The sequence below is a fragment of the Aeromonas sp. 2MA4 genome, from assembly GCF_029237305.1.
GTDB classification, from domain to species: Bacteria; Pseudomonadota; Gammaproteobacteria; order Enterobacterales; family Aeromonadaceae; genus Aeromonas; species Aeromonas salmonicida.
The window spans coordinates 156,325-178,666 of the sequence record NZ_JAACFY010000006.1; the positions used below are offsets into that span (position 1 = coordinate 156,325).

General features: G+C 58.1%; 19 protein-coding genes and 1 tRNA gene. 11 read left to right on the forward strand and 9 right to left on the reverse strand.

All coding sequences use genetic code 11. The annotated features are described in order from the left end of the window. Positions 1–5: 5 nt before the first annotated feature. Together mglC and GWQ31_RS08845 are read left to right on the forward strand one after the other, a co-directional pair. Positions 6–1,016, forward strand: a complete 1,011-nt coding sequence (mglC, locus tag GWQ31_RS08840) for a galactose/methyl galactoside ABC transporter permease MglC (RefSeq protein WP_042012355.1) — start codon at positions 6–8, stop codon at positions 1,014–1,016. Between the two features lie 51 nt (positions 1,017–1,067). After that, positions 1,068–2,801, forward strand: a complete 1,734-nt coding sequence (locus GWQ31_RS08845) for a methyl-accepting chemotaxis protein (protein WP_275909159.1) — start codon at positions 1,068–1,070, stop codon at positions 2,799–2,801. Between the two features lie 603 nt (positions 2,802–3,404). Here the strand turns inward: GWQ31_RS08845 and GWQ31_RS08850 are convergent. The 3 genes from GWQ31_RS08850 to GWQ31_RS08860 all read right to left on the reverse strand — a co-directional run bounded on the left by GWQ31_RS08850 (position 3,405) and on the right by GWQ31_RS08860 (position 4,698). Continuing rightward, positions 3,405–3,773 (reverse strand): hypothetical protein, encoded by a 369-nt coding sequence (locus GWQ31_RS08850; protein ID WP_005318419.1) that lies wholly within the window; start codon positions 3,771–3,773, stop codon positions 3,405–3,407. Between the two features lies 1 nt (position 3,774). Beyond that, positions 3,775–4,422: an AAA family ATPase gene (locus GWQ31_RS08855; protein WP_275909160.1), complete on the reverse strand. Its 648-nt coding sequence runs from the start codon at positions 4,420–4,422 to the stop codon at positions 3,775–3,777. A 99-nt stretch (positions 4,423–4,521) separates the two neighbouring features. Next, positions 4,522–4,698, reverse strand: coding sequence for a hypothetical protein (locus GWQ31_RS08860; protein ID WP_005318424.1), 177 nt, complete (start codon positions 4,696–4,698; stop codon positions 4,522–4,524). Between the two features lie 747 nt (positions 4,699–5,445). Here GWQ31_RS08860 and arcA point away from each other — a divergent pair. The 4 genes from arcA (at position 5,446) to GWQ31_RS08880 (ending at position 10,291) form a co-directional block, all read left to right on the forward strand. Then, the gene (arcA, locus tag GWQ31_RS08865; RefSeq protein WP_058395113.1) at positions 5,446–6,666 is read left to right on the forward strand and encodes an arginine deiminase; all 1,221 of its coding nucleotides are present in this window, start codon (positions 5,446–5,448) and stop codon (positions 6,664–6,666) included. Between the two features lie 62 nt (positions 6,667–6,728). Next, on the forward strand, positions 6,729–7,655 hold the full coding sequence (arcC, locus tag GWQ31_RS08870) for a carbamate kinase (protein WP_005318428.1): 927 nt from the start codon (positions 6,729–6,731) through the stop codon (positions 7,653–7,655). Between the two features lie 102 nt (positions 7,656–7,757). Next, positions 7,758–8,762, forward strand: a complete 1,005-nt coding sequence (gene argF, locus GWQ31_RS08875; protein ID WP_234595625.1) for an ornithine carbamoyltransferase — start codon at positions 7,758–7,760, stop codon at positions 8,760–8,762. A 122-nt stretch (positions 8,763–8,884) separates the two neighbouring features. Next, positions 8,885–10,291: a YfcC family protein gene (locus tag GWQ31_RS08880; RefSeq protein WP_005318432.1), complete on the forward strand. Its 1,407-nt coding sequence runs from the start codon at positions 8,885–8,887 to the stop codon at positions 10,289–10,291. Between the two features lie 193 nt (positions 10,292–10,484). On the opposite strand, the gene GWQ31_RS08885 is transcribed toward GWQ31_RS08880, so the two are convergent. The 4 genes from GWQ31_RS08885 to GWQ31_RS08900 all read right to left on the reverse strand — a co-directional run bounded on the left by GWQ31_RS08885 (position 10,485) and on the right by GWQ31_RS08900 (position 13,397). After that, entirely contained in the window at positions 10,485–10,976 is a 492-nt protein-coding gene (locus GWQ31_RS08885) for an arginine repressor ArgR (RefSeq protein ID WP_005318434.1), read from the reverse strand. Between the two features lie 201 nt (positions 10,977–11,177). Further along, positions 11,178–11,642 (reverse strand): aspartate carbamoyltransferase regulatory subunit, encoded by a 465-nt coding sequence (pyrI, locus tag GWQ31_RS08890; RefSeq protein ID WP_005318436.1) that lies wholly within the window; start codon positions 11,640–11,642, stop codon positions 11,178–11,180. Between the two features lie 17 nt (positions 11,643–11,659). Further along, a complete protein-coding gene (gene pyrB / locus GWQ31_RS08895; protein ID WP_059111826.1) occupies positions 11,660–12,580 on the reverse strand; it encodes an aspartate carbamoyltransferase in 921 nt (306 codons plus the stop codon). Positions 12,581–12,854: 274 nt separating this feature from the next. Further along, positions 12,855–13,397, reverse strand: a complete 543-nt coding sequence (locus GWQ31_RS08900; RefSeq protein WP_275909161.1) for a hypothetical protein — start codon at positions 13,395–13,397, stop codon at positions 12,855–12,857. A gap of 201 nt (positions 13,398–13,598) precedes the next feature. Between GWQ31_RS08900 and GWQ31_RS08905 the strand changes: the two genes are divergently transcribed. The 3 genes from GWQ31_RS08905 (at position 13,599) to GWQ31_RS08915 (ending at position 17,497) form a co-directional block, all read left to right on the forward strand. Then, a tRNA-Trp gene (locus GWQ31_RS08905) sits at positions 13,599–13,675 on the forward strand. A gap of 306 nt (positions 13,676–13,981) precedes the next feature. Next, the gene (locus GWQ31_RS08910; RefSeq protein ID WP_275909162.1) at positions 13,982–15,352 is read left to right on the forward strand and encodes a phosphatidylserine decarboxylase family protein; all 1,371 of its coding nucleotides are present in this window, start codon (positions 13,982–13,984) and stop codon (positions 15,350–15,352) included. Positions 15,353–15,607: 255 nt separating this feature from the next. After that, positions 15,608–17,497, forward strand: coding sequence for a methyl-accepting chemotaxis protein (locus GWQ31_RS08915; protein WP_021140785.1), 1,890 nt, complete (start codon positions 15,608–15,610; stop codon positions 17,495–17,497). A 69-nt stretch (positions 17,498–17,566) separates the two neighbouring features. Here GWQ31_RS08915 and GWQ31_RS08920 read toward each other — a convergent pair whose 3' ends face one another. Together GWQ31_RS08920 and GWQ31_RS08925 are read right to left on the reverse strand one after the other, a co-directional pair. Further along, positions 17,567–18,079, reverse strand: coding sequence for a lipocalin family protein (locus tag GWQ31_RS08920; RefSeq protein ID WP_275909163.1), 513 nt, complete (start codon positions 18,077–18,079; stop codon positions 17,567–17,569). Positions 18,080–18,094: 15 nt separating this feature from the next. Then, entirely contained in the window at positions 18,095–18,997 is a 903-nt protein-coding gene (locus GWQ31_RS08925) for an AraC family transcriptional regulator (RefSeq protein ID WP_021140787.1), read from the reverse strand. 145 nt (positions 18,998–19,142) lie between these two features. Between GWQ31_RS08925 and yqhD the strand changes: the two genes are divergently transcribed. Both yqhD and GWQ31_RS08935 read left to right on the forward strand, forming a co-directional pair. After that, positions 19,143–20,306 (forward strand): alcohol dehydrogenase, encoded by a 1,164-nt coding sequence (gene yqhD / locus GWQ31_RS08930; protein WP_169046985.1) that lies wholly within the window; start codon positions 19,143–19,145, stop codon positions 20,304–20,306. A gap of 507 nt (positions 20,307–20,813) precedes the next feature. Next, on the forward strand, positions 20,814–22,337 hold the full coding sequence (locus GWQ31_RS08935; protein ID WP_021139838.1) for a Re/Si-specific NAD(P)(+) transhydrogenase subunit alpha: 1,524 nt from the start codon (positions 20,814–20,816) through the stop codon (positions 22,335–22,337). Positions 22,338–22,342 lie beyond the last annotated feature (5 nt).

The following is a 22,342-nucleotide window of genomic DNA, read 5'->3' on the forward strand; positions in this document are numbered from 1 at the left end:
CATTTATGGAGTCGGCTAAAAATTTCAATCTGATGCAGGCGCTCAAGGAAAACGCCATCTACTTGGTGTTGCTGGTGCTGCTCATGGTCATAGTGATCCAGGAGCCATCCTTCCTGAGCCTCACCAACTTCAGCAATATCCTTACCCAGTCCTCGGTGCGGGTCATCATAGCGCTGGGGGTGGCGGGCATCATCATCACCCAGGGGACGGATCTCTCGGCCGGTCGTCAGGTCGGTCTGGCGGCGCTGATTGCGGCGACCATGTTGCAGGCGCTGACCAACGTCAACAAGGTGTTCCCTACGCTGGGTGAGGTGCCCATTCCCGTGGTGATCCTGCTGGTGTGTGCCGTGGGTGCGTTGATCGGGCTGGTTAACGGTCTGATCGTGGCCTATCTGAACGTAACCCCGTTCATTACCACCCTGGGCACCATGATCATCGTCTACGGCATCAACTCCCTCTACTTTGACTCCGTGGGTGCCTCGCCGGTGGCCGGTTTTGACCCCCGCTTCTCGAGTTTCGCACAGGGCTTTATCCGGATAGGAGGGTTCAAGCTTTCGTATCTCACCTTCTATGCGGCCATCGCCAGCGTCTTTGTCTGGGTGCTGTGGAACAAGACCCGCTTTGGCAAAAACATCTTCGCCATCGGTGGCAACCCCGAGGCGGCCAAGGTTTCCGGCGTCAATGTGGCGGTCAACCTGGTCATGATCTATGCCCTGGCCGGTGTCTTCTACGCCTTCGGCGGCATGCTGGAAGCGGGCCGTGTAGGCAGTGCCACCAACAACCTGGGCTTCATGTACGAGCTGGATGCCATCGCAGCCTGCGTGGTGGGTGGGGTTTCGTTCGCCGGTGGTGTGGGGACGGTTGCCGGCGTGATCACAGGGGTGCTTATCTTCACCCTGATCAACTATGGCCTGACCTATATTGGAGTCAGCCCTTACTGGCAGTTCATCATCAAGGGCGGCATCATCATACTGGCGGTGGCTCTGGACTCCATGAAGTACGCCAAGAAGAAATAACAATTGGCAGGGAGGGTTGGCAATGCCGGCCCTCCCTTCTGGAGGGAACCCATGCCATTCAAGGTCAAGATTTACCTCTTGCTGCTATTGGCCATTCTGGTCACCATCGGCACTGCCTGGTTCAGTGTGAATCACTTTATCAGTGGTTACATTCGTACCCAGTCCACACAGAACATCAATGAACAGATAGCGCTCGTCAAAGAGAAGCTGGCGGGAGACATCAATCAGAAAATCCTGCTGGCGGCCAACCTCAACTTCGGCGTGACCAACGTCAAAAAGACCCTGCAAGAGACCGGATTTCACAACATCGTCAAGGTGATCGGCGACATGGCGTTCGATGTGGGCGGTGTCATCAACGATGCGGCCAAGGTGGATGCACTGCGCAAGCTGATCCCCGAAGCCAACAACCAGATCACCATCAGCCCGTTACAACAGGTGGATGGCAAGCCGGTCATTACCATACTGGTGCCGCGCGGTGCCGATTCTGCCTACCTTTATTACCTCGACATGAGCGAGTTCAAGCATCTGCTGGAGAAAGTGAGCGGGGAAGGGCGCTACTTCTCCCTTGCTGACGGTCAGGGCAATGTGCTCTACAGCAGCAAGCCGCAGGGAGAGAGCGAGTCTCGCCCCAATCAGCTGGATATTCGTGGCAGCAGCTGGACGCTGACCGGTTATGTCGATCTCGACTATATCCGCGCCATGACTCAGGTACTCAACGGCAAGATTGTCATGGCCCTGCTGGCGGTGGCTGTACTGGTGCTGGTGCTGGCCATGCTGGCGCTCAACGTGGCCTATCGTCCCATCCTCTCGTTGCGGGATCTGGTGCTGGAGCTCTCTCGCGGCAGCGGCGACCTGACCCGCCGACTGGCGGTGACGAGCAAGGATGACCTAGGCCAGATCTCGGCCGGCATCAACCGCTTCATCGAGCGTCTGCAGGAGATGATGAGAGAGGTGCAGGGGGCGAGTGGCCAGCTCAATACCGGCATCGAAGGATTGGCCAATCAGACCGGTGCCGCTCAATCCTTGCTGGCGGATCATGTGCGCGAGACCGAACAGGTGGTGACGGCCATCAATGAGATGAGTCGCACTGCGGTTTCCGTCTCGGAGAGTGCCGCCAGCACGGCCCAGCTCACCGGTCAGAGCCAGCAGCTGGCGGATCAATCCCGTCAGGTAGTCGATCAGGCCATGGCCAGCGTGATGGCGCTGGTGGACGAGGTGGCGGCGACGGCGCGATCCATCGAAGCCATGCAGCAGGATGTGCAGCAGATTGGTTCAGTGCTTGGGGTAATTGGCAGCATTGCCGAGCAAACCAACCTGTTGGCGCTCAACGCTGCCATAGAGGCGGCTCGCGCCGGTGAACAGGGACGGGGTTTTGCGGTGGTGGCGGACGAGGTGCGTTCGCTGGCTGCCCGAACCCAGAAGAGCACGGCCGAAATCCAGACCATGCTGGCCAGCTTGCAGCGGGGAACCCAGACAGTGGTGGATGCCATGAGCAACACCAAGCAGAGTTGTCAGGGGGCGGCCGAGAACACCACCAAGGTCAACGAGTCGCTGGACTTGATGGCGGGCGAAGTGGTGGAGATCAACGATCTCATCAGCCACATTGCCACGGCTGCCGAGCAGCAGAGCGCGGTAGCGGAAGAGATCAATCGCAACATGAGTGCCATCGCCGAGGTGATCCGTCAGCTGACCAGCAACGGGGAAGAGACGGTGGCAAGCTCGGCGTCGATGCAGAAGACTTATGATCGGCTGAGAGAAATCGTGGGGCACTTCCGACTGGCGTAATAGCGGTATGGTGTGGCCGAGGTAAAAAAAAGCCAAAAAAGATGGGGGCGACTTGCGTCGCCCCCGATAGTCTTATCGCTCATATCCTTGAACGAAGTTGCTCCCTGCAATCCCTGACTATACCTCTTCCTTTAGGTTTCCCCTTCCCAATCCTTTGGGGTGTCCTTTAGCCATCATGGCCTGACGAGTCATCCGTTCCCGTCGCACTTTCTCCGTCCTGGGAGGTGTCCTTTACCACATCCTGTGGTGAGTCCATTTGCCCAACCCTGGCAGCCAATCTTCCTGACCGACTTCATTGCGTCCGTGCAGGAGTAACTATAAGGATTTCAGGAGGGACGACAACGGCAGTGTGAAAAACGTTTTTACCGATCTGGTTACGAAGGAAACCTTTATGGTTTTTTTGTTTTTAAAATCATTATGTTAATAATTTTTTGTTCAGGTTTTTCGATCCTGTCTTCCGACTATCGCGGGGTCTTTTCAGGCGCCTGGCTTACGCAGTCAATGGCGAATGTCTCACACTCTATTTAACTCGGGTTCAGGAAGTAGAGAGGGAGTCACTACAGGGGAGCAGGGGGATGAGAATGGCTGTCAATACGGTGAGATTCAGTTGTGCTCTTGCAGCCGCTCATAGATGGTTTGGCGCTCTTCCGGGCTAAGAGAGGAGAAGTAGTGGGTGAACAGGCGCAACAGCAAGGATTTGTTCATGCCGTCCTGCTGGGTCAGGTTGCCCAGCTCGTCGATGGCCGCCGTGCTCAGGGAGAAAGTTGCCTTTTTATAGCTGGGTTTCAGGTGTTCGCCACGCTCGATAAAGGCGAGCGCCGTCAGGGCTTCATCCCGATGCAGGCTCAGCTCAAGACTGACTACTTTGGGTTTGCCCTTGGCGTAGAAATCCGCATCCTCGATAAACTCGTCGATGGTGAATTTCTTCTGATGATGCAGATTGTGCTTCTTCTTCAGGTCGGCAAGGCCCATTTCACACCTCCAGCTCCAAAAACTCCTTGGCGATGGTCCGGATCTCTTCGGCCGACTTGCCATCTGGCTCGATCTCCATGACGGAGAGGCCCTTCTCTTCGCTGTCGTCATAGACGTTGCGGCTGTAGGTGATGGCGTTCAGTACATCGACCCCAAACGAGGAGCAGACCTCCTTGGCCTCCAGAATGCGTTTTACCTGGTTGGGCAGAGCAGGGCACTGGGTCAGTACAACGGCAGCCTTGAGGGTGGGATTGACCATCTTGCAGGTAGTGATGAGGTCTTCCATGTGCGGCAACGTCTTGAGATCGCGGCGCTTGGGTCTCAGCGGGATCAGGGCATGGGTGGCCACCGCCATGGTGGAGCGCAGAGCCCGGTTATCCTGACCACCGCAGTCGACGATGACGTAGTCGTAGCGGTTCTTCAGGCTGAGGAGGTCGTTGCGAATGTTGCCGTAGAGCTGCACGCAGCTGATCTGGGGGAGATCCGGGTTGTCATTGCGCTCCTGGATCCAGTCGGAGGTGGTGCGCTGGGGGTCACAATCGACCAATAATACTTCGCCATGAAACCGGGTTCTGAGGTCGACTGCCAGATTCTGAGCCAGGCAACTCTTGCCGCTCCCACCCTTCTCACCACCGACCAGCAGGATCATGACAGTCCCCTATCCCTATGAAAAATAGCTGCCTTGAGTATAGGAGGGGGTTGATGCATGACAAGCCAGGAGGAGCCGAGCTCCTCCTGGCTGTCACACTCAGTAGTGCTGACGACCTCCGTACCACTGACACACATACTCGGGGACCAGCATCTGGGGGGCCTTGTCCACATGGCAGACCACCATGGGGATGGCGGGGGCGCCTTGCGCGCTGACCAGGGACGGTGTTGCGGGCAGAACCAGGGCGGCAAGCAGAAACAGGGACTTGATCTTCATGACTATCTCCTTGGTGACAGAACAGGGCGTGATCCGGATCACTTTCTGAGTTAAGTCGAGTCGGCCTGTGACGCAAGGTTGCGAAATAAATTCAACTAATGAAAAAAGTTTGAAAAGAGGGTGTGGCAGGGGCGGTGAAAAATGCATGACCAAGATGCTGGTTTTGTGCATATCCATATAAAAGGTATGTCACTGACAGCTTGCGGCACAGGCCTGTGCTGGCGGGTCTGGCACAATGCCATGATCTGGGACAAGAAGAGGATTATTCAGCGGGCGATCTGGTTATGACTATTTATCTTGGTATCCCTCCCTTTAAAATCAGTGAAGAATTCATTTTTTTGAATATTAAATTCAATAGATTAAGAATTTCTCTTTATGTGAATGAAAAATAAGTGTTTTTGTTTTTGTTTGTTTTGCACCATCGAGATTTAAAATGAATGAAATAAGCTGAAATATGAAATTAAAGTGTAGGAAATTGCTTATTCAAGCGGTTCTCTTGAATGGGAGATTGTCAGTTCTGTTATGCTCGTCAAAGAATAAACTGTGGTTTTATTCAGTTCTGGCTGAATGTGATCAATGTCCAAGTTTGGCGTGATTTGCAGGTCTAACCTCGGTCTCGAAAGGCAAGGGCAGGATAGAACACAAGCTGAGTACCCTACATAAAGAATATCCCGCCTTAGCCACGAGCATGAATAGAAGGAATCTATTCAATCACTCGCAGGGACCACTGCTAGACGGAATATAATCATGAGCAAATTTTATGTAGGTTCTGAAGTTGGCCAATTGCGCCGCGTCATGCTGCACCGCCCCAACCTCAGTCTGAAGCGTCTGACCCCCTCCAACTGCCAGGATCTGCTGTTCGACGATGTCCTGTCAGTTGAGCGTGCCGGTCAGGAGCACGACAAATTCGCTCAGGTACTGCGCGATCAGAATGTCGAAGTTTTCCTGCTGACCAACCTGTTGGCTGAAACCCTGGATGTGCCGGAAGCCAAAACCTGGCTGTTGCAACATCAGGTCTCCGATTATCGTCTCGGCTCTTCTCTTGCCAATGACGTGCGTTGCTTCCTGGCGGACATGCCGCACCGTGAGCTGGCCCGCATCCTCTCCGGCGGCCTGACCTACTCAGAGATGCCTTACAGTGGCGTCAACATGGTCGTCGGCATGCACGCTCCGACCGATTTCATCATTGAACCTCTGCCGAACCATCTCTTTACCCGTGACACCTCCTGCTGGGTCTACGGTGGTGTCTCCATCAACCCCATGGCCAAGGCCGCCCGTCGCCGTGAAACCAACCATGTGAAGGCCATCTACCGCTGGCACCCGCAGTTTGCCGGTCAGGACTTCATCAAGTACTTCGGTGATGAGGATCATGACTATGACAACTCCACCATCGAAGGGGGAGATGTGCTGGTAATCGGTCGTGGCTCCGTGCTCATCGGCATGTCCGAGCGCACCACGCCGCAAGGGGTCGAGCACCTGGCTCGTAGCCTGTTCAAACACGGTCAGGCCAAACAGGTCATCGCCATGCAACTGCCGAAACACCGCAGCTGCATGCACCTGGATACCGTCATGACCCACATGGATATAGATACCTTCTCCGTCTATCCGGAAGTCATCCGCAAGGACGTGAACTGCTGGAGCCTGACTCCGGGCGGTGCCACCGGCATGAACATCAAGGAAGAGGGTTACTTTGTTTCCGCCATTGAAAAAGCGCTGGGCGTGGATCAGCTCAAGCTCATCACCACGGGTGGTGACAGCTTCGAAGCCGAACGCGAACAGTGGAACGATGCCAACAACGTGCTGACAGTGCGTCCTGGCGTGGTGGTGGGGTATGAGCGCAACACCTACACCAACGAGAAATATGACAAGGCCGGCATCACAGTGCTCTCCATTCCGGGTGAAGAACTGGGTCGTGGCCGCGGCGGCGCCCGCTGCATGAGCTGCCCGATGGAACGTGACGGCATCTGACAAGACGGCGTGGCGCCGGCAGAGGTTGGCGCCACACATACCAAGACTCGAGATCAACACTCATGAAAAAACCAACTGTCGTCGTCGCCCTGGGTGGCAATGCCTTGCTCCGTCGTGGCGAGCCCCTTGAAGCGGATATCCAGCGCAAGAATATCGCCACCGCCGCCAAGACCATCGCCCTGATAGCTCAGGAGTACAACGTGGTGCTGGTGCACGGCAACGGCCCGCAAGTCGGTCTGCTGGCCCTGCAAAACAGCGCCTATACCAAGGTGTCTCCCTATCCTCTGGATGTGCTGGGCGCCGAGTCCCAGGGCATGATCGGCTACATGCTGATCCAGGAGCTCAAAAACCTGATGCCGAGCCGCAACGTGACCGCGCTGCTGACTCAGGTGCAGGTTGACCCCAAGGATCCGGCATTTGCCAATCCGACCAAGTTTATCGGCCCCGTCTATGAGGAAGCGGAAGCCCGCGCCCTGGCTGAAGAGAAGCGCTGGGTCGTCAAGGCTGACGGCAAGTTCTTCCGCCGCGTGGTGCCGTCACCGCTGCCCCAGCGCATCGTCGAAGGCGATGCCATCGAAACCCTGATTGCACAAGGACACCTCATCATCTGCACCGGTGGTGGTGGCATTCCCGTGACCTGGGATGGCAAGTGCCTGACCGGTATCGAAGCCGTCATCGACAAGGACATGTCTGCCGCCTATCTGGCCAAGCAGATCAAGGCCGACGCCCTGCTGATCCTGACCGACGCGGATGCCGTCTACCTGGATTGGGGCAAGCCGACCCAGCATCCGCTGCGAGTCACCAGCCCGGATGAACTGGCTGGCGTCAAGTTCGATGCCGGTTCCATGGGACCCAAGGTTGAGGCGTCCTGTGAATTTGTCAAAGCGACCGGCGGCATGGTCGGGATCGGCTCGCTGGAGGATGGTCTGGCCATCCTCAAGGGAGAGGCGGGTACCAATATCATCGCCACTCGCACCGTGGGTGTGTAGCCAATAGTGCACCCGAATGTGACTCGAACAAATTTGAACTGTGAATGCGTAGCCAACACTACTGCCTATTTGGTCTGAACAAATATAGAGAGAGAACTCATCATGGCTTTTAATCTGCGTAACCGTAACTTCCTGAAACTGCTGGACTTCACCCCACGCGAAATCCAATACATGATCGACTTGGCCATCGACCTGAAAAAAGCCAAATACGGTGGCTATGAGCGCAAACACCTGACCGGCAAGAACATCGCTCTGATTTTCGAGAAGACTTCCACCCGTACCCGCTGTGCGTTTGAAGTGGCGGCTTTCGACCAAGGCGCGCAAGTCTCTTACCTCGGCCCAAGCGGTTCCCAGATTGGTCACAAGGAGTCCATGAAGGACACCGCCCGTGTGCTGGGCCGCATGTATGACGGCATCGAATACCGCGGCTACGGCCAAGAGATAGTGGAAGAGCTGGGCGCCCATGCCGGTGTCCCGGTCTGGAACGGCCTGACCAACGAATTCCACCCGACCCAGATCCTGGCCGACTTCATGACCATGCTGGAGCACGGCAAGGGCAAGCGTCTGGATCAAATCAAGTTCGCCTACCTGGGGGATGCCCGCAACAACATGGGCAACTCCCTGATGGTCGGTGCCGCCAAGATGGGCATGGATATTCGCCTGGTCGCTCCGAAAGCCTTCTGGCCGGAAGAGGATCTGGTTGCCAAGTGCCGCCTGATCGCCGAAGAGACAGGCGCTCGCATCACCCTGACCGAAGATGTGAAAGAGGGTGTGCTGGGCACCGACTTCCTCTACACCGACGTCTGGGTATCCATGGGTGAAGCAAAAGAAGCCTGGGATCAAAGGGTGAAACTGATGACCCCGTATCAGATCAACATGGACGTCATCAACGCCACCAAGAACCCGGATGTGAAGTTCATGCACTGCCTGCCGGCGTTCCACAACGATGAAACCACCATGGGCAAGGAAGTGGCTGACAAATATGGGATGAAAGGTCTGGAAGTGACCGAGGACGTGTTCGAGTCAGAGCACAGCATCGTGTTTGACGAGGCCGAAAACCGGATGCACACCATCAAGGCAGTGATGGTTGCTACGCTGGGCGACTAAGGTCGCAGTAGTGGTGCCGGGGGGCAACCCCCGGCTTTTCGACCATGTGACAGCGGCATAATACCTCTAACCCTACAACCCGCAGCTTGCATGGATACCACACCACAGAAGGAAGCTGGACCATGACCAAATTCAAGTTCCCGTCAGCCTACACGATACTGTTTGTGCTGATCGCCTTGGTGGCCGCCCTGAGCTGGGTAGTGCCAGCCGGCAAATACGACATGATCATGAACGACGCCCTCGGCAAGGAAGTGCCGGTGGCCGGAACCTACAAGCTGGTAGAGGGGAATCCCCAGGGGATAGTCGACGTGCTGCTGGCACCTATCGATGGTCTCTACAACCACGACACTTATGAGGCAGGCGCCATTGACGTCTCCCTCTTTATCCTGATCATCGGTGGTTTTCTTGGCATTGTGACCAAGACGGGTGCCATCGATGCCGGTATCGAACGGGTCACCGATCGGCTGCGTGGCCGTGAAGAGTGGATGATCCCGATCCTGATGGCGCTGTTCGCCGCAGGGGGCACCATCTACGGCATGGCCGAAGAGTCGCTGCCCTTCTACACCTTGCTGGTGCCCGTGATGATGGCCGCCCGCTTCGACCCGGTAGTAGCCGCAGCGACCGTATTGCTGGGTGCCGGTATCGGTACTCTGGGTTCTACCATCAACCCGTTCGCCACCGTCATTGCCGCCAACGCGGCGGGCATCTCCTTCACCGACGGCATCTGGCTGCGCGTCGCCATGCTGGTGGCCGGCTGGTTGCTGTGCGTGGCTTATGTGATGCGTTACGCCAAGATGGTGCGCAACGACCCCAGCAAATCCCTGGTGGCTGACAAGTGGGAAGAGAACCGTGCCCATTTCCTTGGTAACAAGAGCGACCAAATGCTGGAGTTCACTCTGACTCGCAAGATAGTGCTGGGTATCTTCGTCGCCGCCTTCGCCGTGATGATTTACGGTGTGGCCGTGCTCGGCTGGTGGATGGCGCAGATCTCCGGCGTCTTCCTGGCCGCCGCCATCATAGTCGGTGTCATCTCCCGCATGAGCGAAGAGGAGCTGACCACCAACTTCATCGACGGTGCCCGCGACTTGCTCGGTGTGGCCCTGATCATAGGTATCGCTCGCGGTATCGTGGTGGTGATGGACAACGGCATGATCACTCACACCATTTTGCACAGCGCAGAAGGGATAGTGACCGGTCTCTCCACAGTGGTGTTCATCAACGTCATGTTCGTGCTGGAAGTGGTGCTCTCCTTCCTGGTGCCGTCCTCCTCCGGTCTGGCCGTGCTGACCATGCCTATCATGGCGCCGCTGGCCGACTTCGCCAACGTGGGTCGCGAGCTGGTGGTGACCGCTTATCAGTCTGCCTCCGGTCTGGTGAACCTGGTGACCCCGACCTCCGCCGTCGTCATGGGCGGTCTGGCCATCGCCAAGGTGCCTTATGTGCGCTGGCTGAAGTGGGTGGCGCCGCTGCTCGGTATCCTGACAGTGCTTATCGTGGTCTGCCTGAGTCTGGGCGCAGTGCTCTCATGACACCGATGACATGCAATATGAAACGGGAGCCTGTGGCTCCCGTTTTTTATGGCTGGATAACGTGGATGACCATTTTCCTTAGCACAATTAGGGAGACGTGGGGGAAAACGGCAGGAGCGGGTGATGATACGAGCGGCGCTCAGGCAACAAAAAGGCGACCCCAGGGTCGCCTTGCTGCATTCAGGGGAGGAGCTCAGCGGGCCTGCTCCAGGGTGCGCACCACGGCGGCGTGGGCCTGACGGGTACGGCTGATATGGCGCGGGGCGACCAGCACAACATCGTTGCCGGCGACGGCGCCCATGATCTCGGGATTGGCGTTGCGATCCAGCAGGCGGGCCACTACGGTGGCGGCGCCCGGTGTGGTGTGGATCAGCACCATCTGCTGGTTGTGCACCACTTCTCGCACCATGTCGTGAATGGAGCGGGTGCTGCCGGCGGGTTCCAGCTGGTCGTCCACCAGGGTGTAGACCTTCTTGCCGTTGGCATTCTGGGCCTTGGCCACGCCGAGACGACGCAACAGACGGGAGATGGTGGACTGGCTGATGTCGGCAAAGCCGCGCATCGACAGCTCGCGGCGGATCTCTTCCTGGGTGCTGTAGCAGTGCTGGCCGATGATCTGGCGACAGGCATCCAGCTGGGCCAGATCGGGCTCTTGTTCAACGGGACGACTGAGGGTTTTGACCACGGCGATTTCCTTTGACTGTGACCGGAGGCTATCGCTCGATATCTGCCATCAATGCTTTTTTATAGCTAAAAATTCTGATGGTAAGACGTGAGGCAGGGAATCAACGATGTTTAGCCTTTATAGGATGGCAAATTATAGCTAAACGGAGAATCTGTGATGTGACAGGGGTCAAAAATGGGCCCATTGGGGCCCACTTGGATATCAGTAACGTTCGCTGACGATGTCCTGGGTGAAGGACTTCTCGCAGTATTTGCACTTCATGCGTACTACGCCCTTCACCTCGCGCACCCGGAAGTAGCTGTCGACCGGCTCGTTGTGGGAGATGCAGTTGGAGTTGGGGCAGTGGAACACACCGGTGATGAACTCAGGCAGTTCCAGCTGATGCTTCTTCACCACGGCGAAGTCTTCGATGATGTTGACGGTCGCCTTGGGGGCGAACAGGGCCAGCTGGTTGGCCTGTTCCGCGGTCAGGCGGGTGTTCTCTATCTTGATGAGATCCTTTTTGCCCAGCGCACCGGATTTGAGGTTGAAACCGACGGTGATCCGCTCCTGAGTCTCGATCAGCTGGAACAGCTTGAGGATCTTGATGCCCTGGCCGGCGGGGACGTGGTCGATGACGGAGCCGTGACGGATGGCTTCGACTTGCAGTTGATTCTTCTCGGACATGATGTTCCCCTTTTCCCTTAGACGGTTTCGTTCAGTACCAGAGCCAGCAGTGCCTGGCGCGCGTAGACCCCGTTTTCCGCCTGCTGGAAGTAGTAGGCGTGGGGCGTTTTGTCGACCGCCACATCGATCTCGTCGACGCGGGGCAGGGGGTGCAGGATCTTCATGGTGGGCTTGGCCCCTTCCAGGGTCGCCAGCTCCAGCACGAATTTGGCGGCCATGTGCTTGTATTCGGTCTCGTCGAAGCGCTCTTTCTGCACCCGGGTCATGTAGAGGATGTCGAGCTCCGGCATCACCTCTTCCATGGTTTCGTGCACGCTGAACCGTATGCCCTTCTCTTCCAGCTCTTCGCAGATGTAGTCCGGCATCGCCAGCGCTTCCGGGGAGATGAAGAAGAAGCGGCAGTTGAACAGGCTCAGGGCCTGGGCCAGGGAGTGGACGGTGCGGCCGTATTTCAGGTCACCCACGAAGGCCACGTTGAGGCCATCGAGCTTGCCTTGTGTCTCATGGATGGAGAAGAGGTCGAGCAGGGTCTGGGTCGGATGCTGGTTGGAACCGTCACCACCGTTGATGACAGGCACCCGGGAGAACTCGGAGGCGAGACGGGCGGCGCCCTCTTTCGGGTGACGCATCACTACGGCATCCGAGTAGGAGCCGATGATCTTGATGGAGTCGGCCAGGGTCTCGCCCTTCTTGGCACTGGTGTTGCCGCCGTCGGCGAAGCCGATGATGTTGCCACCCAGGCGCTGGACCGCGGTCTCGAACGAGAGACGGGTGCGGGTAGACGCTTCGAAGAAGCAGCTGGCAATCAGCTTGTCTTTCAACAGGCGGGTGTCGGGCTCGGCCTTCAACCGCTGTGCGGTTGCGACCACCAGTTCCATATCGGGCCGGGTCAGGTCCGAAATGGAGATGACATGTTTCTTATAGAGTGGATTGGTCATCGTCTGCATTCCCTTTGACATCAATGAAGGTTTTTCGGGCACAAAAAAAAGCCCCTGAAACAGGGGCCTTTTTTAAAAACAACTGGGGATCTGTGGGGCGGGAACCGGAAACAACGGGGCCGCTCTGGTGCGCACCACCCGTCTGCAAGGCTGTTTTCCGAATCAAAAACTGCATCGTCTTGTCCCGACCTTTTTCAAAACCGGACAGATTATAGGGCCGGTTTTTGAATTGTCAAAAATTTATTTCAAAGGCAGGATTTGTGCGGGAAAACGTTTAAGTGCCGTGAACGGGTCGGCAAACCCACACGCTGTGTTCTGTTTGCAGGGGCTGTTGATCTTCGGCCATGGAACGCAAATAGGCGAGTCTGTGATGTCCTTCCAGCAGGCAATAGGGTTGCGGCAGCGGCTGTCCATCCGGGTAGCGGCTATCCGGCGCGGGGGCCAGCACTATGATGGGTTCGGACCAGGTGCCCTGGTTCAGCATGTAGTCGCCGAGCCAGGATCTACGTACGTAGCGGTTGTGGCGCAGCATCTCGCCCCAGCGCTCGATCACCTCCATATGACGGGAGCCGATCTGGGCGATGATCCGCTCGGTGGGCCACTGCTCGTACTCGAACTGGTGACGGGCGAGATCGATAAAGCTCCAGTTGGACTCAAAACCGCGCCAATGACGATAAATCCATTGAGAAAGCACGCTGTGGGGAATGAAGGGGACCTGCGGGGCAACCCGGTCGAGATAGTCGGGCAGGGACTCCGTCTTGCGTTCATCCCTGAAGTTGAGCGGCGCCAGTTGTTGGAGCAATCGGTAATTGAGCATGAACAGCCTCCCGGAACCAATCTTCACCCTACCCCCATTTATGCGGCTTTCCTACCCTGACAAGGCTGTAAATACAGCAAGTTACCCAGTGATGCTGCGCAAATTACTGCTAGTTGCTCGTCATTTGTGCAATCGCATCGAAAGTGAGAAAAAAGCCTTTACCTTTGAACCCGGCTTTGTATAATTCGCCTCGTTTGTTGCAGGGGCGTAGTTCCAATTGGTAGAACAGCGGTCTCCAAAACCGATGGTTGCGGGTTCGAGTCCTGCCGCCCCTGCCATTTTCAGAAAAGCCAGCTCATTGAGCTGGCTTTTCGCATTTCTGCGTTCCCGGTTTTGTTCCCCTGGTTCCCTCTATCTTCCCTGTGTTGCGGCCGTTTCGCGGCAGTTGTCTCGCTTCACATTCAACGCCTGCCTTGACCGCTAGTCGCTATTGCACCAATCCGCCCTGTCGTTTCTGGCAATCGTGCTTCATGGCTCCCTGTGCTACACAAGACGGGCGGTGCCATTGCGCCTTGATGGCACTCAGATAGCCAATGCTCAAGCCGTGGATTGTGGGCGTGAACATCACTTGCGGAGATAGACTCATGAACGAGGCAGTTGAAACCCGACTGAACAAGTCTCGCCCCGGCGGCTGGGTACCCCGGGACAGTGCCCATATAGCGCGCTGGATCCGGCGGATGAAGCACTATGTCGCCAACCAGCCGGGTGAGCTGGTGCCCCCCATCGCCGAGCTGCGGGATCTGGTCAATGCCGATCCCTGGTTGCACTCCCAGGCAGAAGCCATGTTCAAGGAGGCCTGGCGTCACAAGCATCTGACCCCGCTCGGCCAGGTCGAGGTGCGATCCTTCGAGGAGTTTCTGGGGTTGCTCAACGGCATCATGACCACGGCACCCGAGGCATATCAGGATATTCCGACGCACGAACCCTCCGGCCTTATCGGTTTTCCCATCAATGCCCTGCTCGACTGGCCCATGGCGACCCAATCCGGTTATCACTTCTTTGCCAACGCCCTGATCAATCAGCAGTTCAAGAAAATCCTCGATTACTGGGCGCAGTTTCTGCAAAGCCCGGCTTCGCGCTATGTGCTGAATGAGCCGGTCAGCAGGCTGGATAAAGAGACTCTGGTGGTGCCCTGGCTCGGCAAGGCGGCCAAGAGCGAGATGGTCAAGGTGGCCTGCGGGGCCCTGGGGGAAGGGACAAATCCGACACCTGGCAGCTTTGAGCAGATTTTCCAATGTGACCCGTCGGCCGAGTATCACGGTTTCAGTTGCTGGGATGACTTTTTCACCCGCACCTTCCGTCCCGATGTGCGACCCGTTTCGGCACCTGAGGATGACAACGTCATCGTCAATGCCTGCGAATCGGCGCCGCTGCAGGTGAAGAAAGGGGTGAGCCGCAGCGATCAGTTCTGGCTCAAGGGACAGCCCTATTCGCTGGACAATATGCTCGATTTCGACGATCTGGCGCCCCGCTTCGATGGCGGCACCGTGTATCAGGCCTTCCTCAGTGCGCTCAGCTATCACCGTTGGCACAGCCCGGTGAGCGGCACCATCCGCAAGGTGCGCGTGGTCAACGGCACCTACTATCTGGAGAACCAGTTCGAGGGCTTTGTTGACCCGCAGGGGGCGGATCCCAGCGCGCCCAACAACTCGCAGCCTTTCCTTACCTCGGTGGCAACCCGGGCGCTGATCTTCATCGAAGCAGACAACCCCAAAATCGGGCTGATGTGCGTGGTGCCTGTGGGCATGGCTGAGGTGTCGAGCTGCGATGTTATCGTGAGGGCGGGGGACAGGGTGAAGAAGGGGGATCCGCTCGGCATGTTCCACTTCGGCGGCTCGACCCACTGTCTGGTGTTCCGCCCAGGGGTCAAGCTGGAGTTCGAGTTTTACGGTCAAACCCCGAGCCTGGATGCTGGCAATATGCGGCTGAATACCGCCATCGCCCGGGTGCGCTAGGTAGGCGCGTGTGACGGGATACAAGACGGGCCGCCTCTCAAGGCGGCCTTTTTACATTGGTTGGGGTTGCACCGACAGTGGATCAAGAGGGAAAGGATGAGTGCCGGATGGAAAGGAGCGTTGCCAGGGGGGATGGCTACTGATGCATTTAAAATCAAGGGATTGGTATTCATGGAACAGGATTTTCAGTCGATATAGTCCACACAAGGTGTGCAGCTTTGTTTGACGCCATTGAGACAGCCATAAGGATATCCCATGAATCTCTCCCTTCGCGGCAAGTTGTTGGCCACCAGTCTTGGCGTGGTCCTGATCACGGTTTGCCTGCTGGGCATGACCGCCTTCTATACCCTGAAAAACCAGACCCTGAGCGCCATCGACAGCGAGGCGCGCAACTATGCCAGCGCCTACGCCGAGGGGATCGGGAAATGGATGCAGGACAGGCGTGAGAGCCTGACCGCCCAGGTCAATGTCATCGCCAACCACCCGACGTCCGAGCTGGTGCCTCATCTGCAGCAGACCTTGCGCTCCGGCGGCTTCGGGCTGGCCTACTACGGCTCGGAGGAGGGGGTGATGACCCGCAACGATCCCTCCCTCAACAAGGGTGACTATGACCCGCGTGCGCGGCCCTGGTATCAGGATGCGGTCAAGGCGGGCAAGCTCATCATCACGGAACCTTATGTCAGCGTGACCATGCAGCAGCTGGTGGTGACCCTGGCCGAGCCCGTGATGCAGCAGGGCCGACTGGCCGGTGTGGTCGGTGCCAACCTGGCGCTGGAACAGCTCATCAAGGATGTGCTGGCGATGCGGGTGCAGGGGGATGGCTACGCCATGCTGCTGGACAAGAGCGGCCTCATCGTCGCTCACCCGAACAAGGATCTGGCGCTCAAGAAGAGCCAGGACTTGGCGCCTGAGCTCGATGCCAACCGCTTGGTGGGCATGAGTCAGCAGGGCGGCCTGCAGGCGGTGCAGATCGGCGGACGCGACACCAAGATGCTGGTGTTGCCGATCCCCAACACCGACTGGCTGCTGGCCATGGTGATGCATGAGGATGTGCTGATGGCGCCGTTGCAGAGCCTGCTGTTGCAGTTGTCACTCATCAGTGCGGGTCTGATCCTGGTGTTCGGCCTGGTGCTGACCAGCACCTTCAAGTACCTGTTCCAGGATCTGGGCCGGGTGGCAGGGGCGTTGCACGATATCGCCCACGGCGAGGGGGACCTTACAGTCCACATCAACACCCGCAGCAAGGATGAAGTGGGCCAGCTGGCCGAGAGCTTCAACCAGTTTGTGGCCCGCCTGCACGGCATCGTCAGCCGCTTGCGGGATGTGACCGTCGAACTGGCAGCCCAGTCCCGTACTCAGGCGGCCGGCGCCCTGGCTCGCAGCCAGCGGGTGCGCCAGCAACAGGACGAGATCGTCATGGTGGCGACTGCGGTGACCGAGATGGCTTCTGCAACTCAGGAGATTGCCGGCAACGCCGAGTTTGCGGCCACCACCTCGGGGGATGCGGTCAAGCTCGCCGTTGCGGGCCAGTCCCAGGTTGGCCAGAGCCAGCGCAGCATCACAGGGCTGGCGGATGAAGTGGCCGATGCCAGCCAGATCATCAATGAGCTGGATGCCCATGCCCAGAAGATCAGCGGCATTCTGGCGACCATCAGCGGCATCGCCGAGCAGACCAACCTGCTGGCGCTCAACGCCGCCATCGAGGCGGCACGGGCCGGCGAACAGGGCCGTGGCTTTGCCGTGGTGGCGGACGAGGTGCGGGTGCTGTCCAAGCGTACCCACGACTCCACCGACGAGATCCAGCAGATGATCGAAACCCTGCAGCAGACCACTCGCCGTGCGGTCGGTGGCATGGAGACCAGTCGCCAGCTGGCGGGCACCAGCGTGGAGGATGCGGAAGCCGCCAACCAGAGTCTGTCACTGATCAACCAGGCCATAGGTTCCATAAGCGACATGGCGACCCAGATAGCGGCGGCGGCCGAAGAGCAGACCTCGGTCACCAGCGAGATCAGCCGCAATACCGAGAACATACGCCACGTTTCTCAGGAGCTGGCCGAGCAGGCGGGCGAAGAGGCTGCTCAGGCCGCCGAGCTCAAGTCGCTGACCGAGCGGCTGGAGCAGGAGATAGGCCGCTTCCGGCTCTAAACCGGCCAGCAATAACCGGCCAGCAATAAAAAGGGCAGCCCGCGGGCTGCCCTTTTGCATGTCCGCAGGTTATCCGGGCTGCTTGACCCAGATGAGCTTGTTGGTGGCAAAACCCAGTCCTCTCGCCTTGGCGACCAAGGCATCGACCTTGGCTTTCGGCGGGTTGGGGGTGCGGGAGAGGATCCAGAGATAGTCGTGGTTGTAGCTGGTCACCAGGGAGAGCTGGTAATCGGGGTCAAGATCGATGACGTTGTAGCCGCCGTAGAAGGGGCCGAAGAAGCTCACCTTGAGCCGCGCCTCGTCCGGCTTGTCAACGAAATAGGCCTTGCCCTCGGCCTCGCGCCAGCTGCCATCGCTCTGTTTGCCCCGATTGATCACCCTGACGCCACCATCATCACGCAGGCTGTAGCTGGCACTGACCTCTTCCAGCCCCCGCTCGAAGCTGTGATCCAGACGCGCTATCTCATACCAGGTGCCAAGATAGCGGTCGAGCTGGAAGCCGGTGACGGGACGGATGCCATCGGCCATTCCGGTACAGGCCGTCAACAGCAGGCCACACAACAGACAGAACAGTGAACGCATAAGTTATCCCTCTTTTTATCCCTCAATGATACGAAGTTGGCCGTCCCGAAAGCGGGAGGCCTGATCGGTTGGCGTGCTGCCGAAATAGCGTTTGTACTCCCGGCTGAACTGGGAGTTGCTCTCGTAGCCGACCTTTGCCGCCGCCGCACCGGCCTTGATGCCGTCGTGCAGCATCATGAGCCGCGCCTTGTGGAGGCGAAATGACTTGATGTACTGCAACGGCGAGGTGGAAGTGACCGCCTTGAAGTGGTGGTGAAAGGCGGAGACGCTCATGTTCACCTCCCGCGCCAGCTCCTCCATGGTGAGGTTGTCGGCGAAGCGCGACTCTATCATACGCAGCACCCTGGCTATCTGGCCCACATGGTTGTGACGGTTGGCCAGCGCCTGCAGCGCCGGGCCACCCCCCTCATGCAGCGCGTAGAAGAGCATCTCCCGCACTGTCTGCGGTCCCAGCACCCGGGCGTGGTGGGGCTTGTCCATCAGGTCGATCAGTCGCTCGGCGGCACAGAACATTTCTTCGGACAGGGGGACTGAGTGGACACCGCTCTTTTGCACAGCCGGGGCGGGCAGGGCATCCCCCAGTTCCAGCAGCAGCTCCTGCAGGGTGGCGACGTTGATCTCGAGGGAGAAACCGACAAGCGGCTGCTCGGGGGAGGCAAAACACTCGCACTCACAGGGCAGCGGCAGCGTCATCAGCAGATAGTGGCTGGGATCGTAACGAAACACCTGATCCGCCAGATAGCCCACCTTGTGTCCCTGCAGTATCACTATCATCCGTGGCTGGTAGAGCACGGGGGTGCGACCGTGGTACTCGGTGGTGTAGATGAGGTTCACCTGCTCAACCGGAGAAGCTGTGATGCCGGGAGCCGTGACGTGACGGGTCAGTTTGGCGGCGAGGTCGGTGTAACGGTTCTGCATGGAGTCTCTTTTGTGGTGATTCTGGCGGGTTTGTAGAAATAGGCAAGAATAAAGCAGGATGTTGTCTTGATGGTAGAGGTGGTCTGGAGAAAAATGCAATCACATTTTGCGGCCTGGCCGCCCGAAACATAGAAAGGCAATGTCGATGAACAACTTTACTCTGCATACCCCGACCAAGATCCTGTTCGGCAAGGGCCAGGTTGCCCAGCTTCGTGAACAGCTCCCGAGCGATGCCCGCATCCTGATCACCTATGGCGGTGGCAGTGTGGTGCGTACCGGCCTGCTGGCCCAGATCCGCGACGAGCTGGCGGGCATGACACTGTTTGAATTCGGTGGCATCGAGCCCAACCCCACTTACGAGACCCTGATGGGGGCGGTGGCGCTGGCACGCGCCGAGCGCATCGACTTCCTGCTCGCCGTGGGCGGCGGCTCAGTGCTCGATGGTACCAAGTTTATCGCCGCCGCTGCCCATTACGATGAGGCCCGGGATCCCTGGCACATACTCGAGACCGTTGGTAACGAGGTGCGCTCCGCCATTCCGCTCGGCGCCGTGCTGACCCTGCCGGCCACCGGTTCCGAGATGAACATGGGTGCCGTGGTGACCCGCCGCAGCACGGGTGACAAGGTGCACTTCTTCTCGCCCTTCGTGATGCCGCGCTTCGCCGTGCTGGATCCCGTGCTCACATACACGCTGCCGGCTCGTCAGGTGGCGAACGGTGTGGTGGATGCCTTCATCCATATCCTGGAGCAGTACCTCACCTACCCGGTCAATGCCAAGGTGCAGGATCGCTTCGCCGAAGGCCTGTTGTTGACCCTTGTCGAAGAGGGCCCCAAGGCGCTGGTGGAACCGGAAAACTACGAGGTGCGCGCCAACATAATGTGGAGTGCCACCATGGCCCTCAACGGTCTGATCGGTGCCGGTGTGCCCCAGGACTGGGCTACCCACATGCTGGGTCACGAGCTGACCGCCCTGCATGGCCTGGACCACGCCCAGACTTTGGCTGTGGTGCTGCCCGCCCTGTTGCAGGCCAAGCGCCAGCAGAAGCATGCCAAGTTGCTGCAATACGCAGAGCGGGTGTGGGATCTGCGCAGCGGCAGCGAGAGCGACCGTATCGATGGGGCCATTGCCGCCACCCGTGACTTCTTCGAGCAGATGGGCGTCAAGACTCGCCTGCGGGACTATGGTCTGAGCGAGTTGGGCATCGACACTCTGATCGGCAAGCTGGCGGAGCACGGCATGACCGCCATTGGCGAGCATGGCGATATCGATCTGGTGCAGAGCCAGCATATTTATGAAGCAGCCTGGTAACAGCACAGGGGCAAAACGTCGGGATCGAAACGATTAATTCAGAGGGGTCGGGGCCTGCCATTTGGCGGGTGGCCGGCCCCTTGTCTGTTACAAAACAGTTACTTTTCCTGTTTTCGCCCCGATATCTGTGATCGGAGCAGATTTTGTAAGAACAAAAAGCGCTAAGATAGAGGGCCGGTAAAACATTTTTTTTGACTGGTTGGATCACTTTTTCCAGTGCTTTTTACTGGTATAAGTCGCTAATTTGGTTTGTTTTTTTAAATCCAGGTCCGGGATGGGCTGAATTCTGTACGCGCGCCATCGGGACTGCGGTTGTAATAAAACTCCAAAATTTGATACTAATCACCTTCGCGCCTGAGAAGCGGGGGCCTGACCATGACAGGAGGTTGAGGTAAAGCCTACTGATTTTCATAACAAAGGGCCCGTGACCTGCACTTTGGTCATGTCTTGTTTCGCCAGAAATGCGACACTGGGCAGCGATTGCTTATTAACCATCAGGGAATAGTCATGCAGATTGGAATACCGAGAGAGAGTCTCGCCGGTGAGACCCGGGTCGCAGCGACCCCGGCCACCGTTGAGCAGCTGAAAAAGCTCGGCTTCGAGGTCGCCATCGAGGCCGGTGCCGGCCAGCTGGCCAGCTTCGATGATGCCGCCTTCGAGGCTGCCGGTGCCAGCGTGGTACCGAGCGTCTGGCAAGCCGACCTTATCTTCAAGGTCAACGCGCCGACCGATGCCGAGATCGCACAAATTAAAGATGGTGCCACCCTGGTGAGCTTCATCTGGCCTGCCCAGAACCCTGAGCTGGTCAAGAAGCTGTCCGAGCGCAACATCAATGTGATGGCGATGGACATGGTGCCGCGGATCTCCCGTGCCCAGTCCCTCGATGCCCTCTCCTCCATGGCCAACATAGGCGGCTATCGCGCCGTGGTCGAAGCTGCGCACCAGTTTGGTCGCTTCTTCACCGGCCAGATCACTGCCGCCGGTAAAGTCCCGCCCGCCAAGGTATTGGTGATCGGTGCCGGTGTGGCCGGTCTGGCTGCCATCGGTACTGCCGGTTCCCTCGGTGCCATCGTCCGCGCGTTTGATACCCGTCTGGAAGTGGCCGAGCAGATCGAATCCATGGGGGGTGAATTCCTCAAGCTGGACTTCGGCAGCGAAGATGGTGCCTCCAGCGATGGTTATGCCAAGGTCATGTCCGATGAGTTCATCGCGGCCGAGATGGCGCTGTTTGCCCAGCAGGCCAAGGAAGTGGACATCATCATCACTACCGCCCTGATCCCTGGTCGTCCGGCTCCGAAGCTGATCACCAAGGAGATGGTCGACAGCATGAAGCCGGGTTCCGTGATTGTGGATCTGGCTGCGGCGACGGGCGGCAACTGTGAATACACCAAGCCGACCGAGTTGTTCGTGACCCCCAACGGCGTCAAGGTGATCGGTTACACCGACCTGCCGGGTCGTCTGCCTGCCCAATCCTCCCAGCTCTACGGTACCAACCTGGTCAACCTGATGAAGCTGATGTGCAAGGAGAAGGACGGCCAGGTTGCCATCGACTTCGAAGATGTGGTCCAGCGCAACATGACGGTGATCCAGGCCGGTGAAGTGACCTTCCCGCCGCCCGCCATCTCCGTCTCTGCCGCGCCGCAGAAGCCTGCAGCTGCCCCGATCAAGAAGGCCGAAGCGAAGCAGCCCTCCAACAAGAAGTTCGTGTTCGGTGCCCTTGGCATCGCCGCCTTCGGTTGGGTGGCGGCCGTGGCACCTGCTGCCTTCCTGTCTCACTTCACCGTATTCATCCTGGCCTGCGTGGTCGGTTACTACGTGGTGTGGAACGTCTCCCACTCCCTGCATACGCCGCTGATGTCGGTCACCAATGCCATCTCCGGCATTATCGTGGTCGGTGCCCTGCTGCAAATTGGTCAGGGTTCTACGCTCGTCACCGCGCTCTCGTTTGTCGCCGTGCTGATTGCCAGTATCAACATCTTTGGTGGCTTCACAGTCACCCAGCGCATGCTGAAGATGTTCCGTAAGGATTAAGGGGG